Source organism: Mesorhizobium sp. M1A.F.Ca.IN.020.06.1.1, assembly GCF_004023265.1.
Taxonomy (GTDB): domain Bacteria; phylum Pseudomonadota; class Alphaproteobacteria; order Rhizobiales; family Rhizobiaceae; genus Mesorhizobium.
This window is the reverse complement of record NZ_RZSR01000677.1, coordinates 1-3,385: the sequence shown is the minus strand read 5'-3', so window position 1 is coordinate 3,385 and position 3,385 is coordinate 1. Positions and strand designations below refer to the sequence as shown.

Sequence of the window (3,385 nt, the reverse complement as noted above, 5' to 3'; positions counted from 1 at the left end):
ATGTATGCATACGAAGATCCCTCAGCCTTGCGTTCTTTTCGGCGCGCGCCTGGCGCTCCGCCTCGGCAATCGAGGCCAAGCCTGGCATCTCGGCCTTGTGAAGGTGAGAACTCCTCGACATAGCGAGACAAAACGCGGTCGCCCTATTTTGCGTTCCAGCCCATCCGCCTGAAAACAAGTGCGGTGATCATACCCGCGAGCACGACCGAAAAGCCGGATGGCCAAGGCCACCCCAAGCCGCCGCACGTTTCATTCGCGCCGCCATCGCTACGAGCGGCCCGACTGAATCAGCGCAGACCCAGAAAACTCAAAATGGCGATCACGATGACGATAGCACCTACGATCCAGATGATGTTGTTCATGGTCCTCTCCACATGTCAGCGGTCAGGAAACGCGCCTGCCAAGGGGGCATAGGCCGAAGTTTCTTTCGGGAGCCCTCGCAAAGACCTCAACACTTAGAAACTGCTAATGTTCCGCCCGCATCTGTGCCGGGGGCCGGACTAGGCGTTCTTGGCACCTGGAAGCGGTTTCTGCAGCCTCGACGGCCGCGCTGTTAACCGCTCGCCTGAAGGCCGGACCAAGGTCGGTGTCGCAATTGCCGCGGCTGGCCTATACTCTTTGTCCGTGGTGGGGTGAATCGCGCGAATGCTCAGGGAGACCTTGAAGCGACTTGTGCAAATCTGGAGCGGGCTGTCGCTGGCCTGGCAGTTTGTGATTGCCGGCGGCATCGGGCTTTTGGCGGTGATGCTCGTGGTTGGCCTCTGGGTGACGTCGCAAATCCGCGAAGGCGTGATGCACAACTCCGCCACCACGACGGCGCTCTATGTCGACAGCGTGATCGCGCCGCTGCTGCCGGACCTGCGCAAGAGCCGCGAGCTCGACGACACGGTCAAACGGGCGCTGGACGAGACGCTCGGCCAGGGCGCGCTCGGCAAGAGGCTAGTGTCATTCAAGCTGTGGCGGCGCGACGGCACGGTGCTTTACGCCGATAACTCGAAGCTGATCGGCAAGACGTTTCCGCCCAACCCCAATCTGATCTCGGCCTTTGCCGGCAATGTCGTGGCGGAATTCAACAACCTCGCCGACGATCCTGAGACCAGCGAAGAGAAAGCGGTGACCGCGCCGTTGTTCGAGATCTACAACCCCGTGCGCGAACCCTGGTCGGGCGAAGTGGTGGCGGTGTCGGAATTCTACGAAGTCGCCGACGATTTCCAGGAGACGCTGAATTCAGCACTCAGATGGACCTGGCTGGTGGTGGCCGGCGCCACCGCCGCCTCGCTGGCGCCGCTGTCGGGCATCGTGCTTCGCGGCAGCCGCACCATCCAGACGCAGCGTGCCGCGCTGGAAGCCAAGGTCAGCGAGTTGCAGGAGGCGCTGGCGCAGAACTCGTCGCTACGCCAACGCGTGCAGCGCGCCTCGCGGCGAGCCACTGCCATCAACGAACGCTACCTGAGGCGCATCGGCGCCGACCTGCATGACGGCCCGGCGCAGCTGGTGGCACTTGCCGCGCTCAGAATGGACAGTCCGGTGCTGGTCGACCCCGCCACGCCCAAACCGCAGCGCGAGGCGGAAATCGCCGGCATCCATAAGACGCTGGGCGAAGCGATGAGCGAGATACGCGGCATCTGCAACGGCCTGGTGCTGCCGCAGATCGAGACGCAGGCGGTGGCCGACATATTGCGGCTGGCGGTCGCCGAGCATGAGCGCCGCACCGACACCAAAGTGCTGCTGACGCTGCCAGAGCGCTTGCCGGAACTCGGCACCTCAGAGAAGATCAGCATCTATCGTTTCGTGCAGGAAGGACTGAACAACGCCTTCCGGCACGGCAAGGGCAAGGGCCAGCAGGTGAGAGCCACGATGAAGGGCGGCAAGCTTTTGGTCGAGGTGCAGGACACCGGCCCGGGCTTCAATCCTGCGCGAAGCGAAGGCCTCGGGCTCGCCGGTCTCAGGGAGCGTATCGAAAGCATTGGCGGGCAATTCGAGACGCTTTCGGGGCCGGGGGGAACGAGACTGGTAATCACATTGTCTGTCGAGGAGCAGCCGTGACCGCACCCATCCGCATCGCTATTGTCGACGACCATCCGCTGTTTCGTGAGGGCGTGGCGCGCAGCCTCGGCGAGATCGGCGGCTTCGAGCTTGTCGGCGAAGGCGCCAGCGCCGAGGACGCCGAAAAGCTGGTCCGCGCCAGCGCGCCCGACGTGCTGCTGCTCGACATCAGCATGCCCGGCGGCGGCCTCAATGCGCTGGCCAGCATCCTTTCGGCGGCGCCTGAGCAAAAGATCGTCATGCTCACCGTGTCCGAGACCAATGCCGATGTCGCCCAGGCGCTGAAGGCGGGCGCGCGGGGCTATGTGCTGAAGGGCGTCGGCTCCAAGTCGCTGGCCGAGATCCTGCGCGACGTCGCCAACGGCCAGAGCTACGTTTCGCCGACGCTTTCGGCCCGGCTGCTGTCGGATCTCTTGCAGCCCACCAGCCGCAAGCCCGACCCGCTCAGCCAGCTCACCGGCCGCGAGGCCGAGATCCTGGGGCTGGTGGCGGAGGGCCTGAGCAACAAGGAGGTCGCGATGCGGCTGTCGCTGCAGGAAAAGACGGTCAAGCACCACATGACCCGAGTGCTCGCCAAGCTCAACGTGCGCAATCGGACGGAGGCGGCGCTGCTGATGCATGAAGCGAGAGAGAGGAATTAGTGAATAGTGGAAAGTACAGTGAATGGTGAAGCGTCGGCGCGTTCCCATTCGGTGAAGTGCGTTTCGTTGATTACTGTTCCCTATTCACCATTCACCGTCACTTCAAAAGCAAATCACCCCCGCCTCTGAAGGCGGGGGTGACATGCGAAGGCGCGGGAAAAGGGGGTAGCTTCTCTCGGCCCTCACAAGCCTAGCAGACGGGCCAGATCCTTCTCGGTCGCCCGGCGCTCGACGATGGTGCGGCCTTGCGCATCGCTCATCTCGAAGCGTCCGTTCTCGATCTCTTCCTTCATGCCGTTGCGGTGGATGATGGTGATCCTGTTGCCGTCGATCTCGATTATGTCGCCCGTCGCCGCATTGACACGGCTGGCGGCCTTGCCGCCGGGGCTGGTGTTGCCTTTGCCGCTGTTGTTGCCAGGACCGGCATTGGCATTGCCGCCACCGGCATTGCTGTTGCCAGAATTGCCGCCAGCGTTTCCGCCGCCGCTGTTGCCCCCGCCGCCATTGCCGTTGCCGCCGCCGTTGTCGGCATAAGCGGTGGCCACCAGAAGCTTGGCGAGGCTATTGGACGTGAAATGACCAGGCGCGGCAAAAAGCGCCAGCGCGGCCGCGGCGCGCAGCGTAAGGCGGACAAACCTTTTTGAGGCGGGTTCGCGCATGCCGTCCTTGGGTCATGCCGGGTCCGCCTCGGCCCTGCC

Annotated in this window: 3 protein-coding genes; 2 read left to right on the top strand and 1 reads right to left on the bottom strand. The window is 63.7% G+C overall.

Going from position 1 to position 3,385, the window contains the following annotated elements; genetic code table 11:
* The first annotated feature begins 645 nt into the window (after nucleotides 1-645).
* Nucleotides 646-2,046 (top strand): sensor histidine kinase, encoded by a 1,401-nt coding sequence (locus EOA60_RS24860; protein WP_128312050.1) that lies wholly within the window; start codon nucleotides 646-648, stop codon nucleotides 2,044-2,046.
* On the top strand, nucleotides 2,043-2,687 hold the full coding sequence (locus tag EOA60_RS24855) for a response regulator transcription factor (protein WP_066992920.1): 645 nt from the start codon (nucleotides 2,043-2,045) through the stop codon (nucleotides 2,685-2,687). Before EOA60_RS24860 ends, EOA60_RS24855 begins: the two co-directional genes overlap by 4 nt.
* A gap of 182 nt (nucleotides 2,688-2,869) precedes the next feature.
* On the opposite strand, the gene EOA60_RS24850 is transcribed toward EOA60_RS24855, so the two are convergent.
* Complete coding sequence (locus tag EOA60_RS24850; RefSeq protein WP_095824624.1) at nucleotides 2,870-3,346, bottom strand: hypothetical protein; 477 nt, start codon at nucleotides 3,344-3,346, stop codon at nucleotides 2,870-2,872.
* Between the last annotated feature and the right edge of the window lie 39 nt (nucleotides 3,347-3,385).

Bases quoted from the DNA above. Each gene is read 5' to 3' on its own strand.
- EOA60_RS24860 (WP_128312050.1), top strand. From the start codon at position 646: ATGCTCAGGGAGACCTTGAAGCGACTTGTGCAAATCTGGAGCGGGCTG.
- EOA60_RS24850 (WP_095824624.1), bottom strand. From the start codon at position 3,346: ATGCGCGAACCCGCCTCAAAAAGGTTTGTCCGCCTTACGCTGCGCGCC.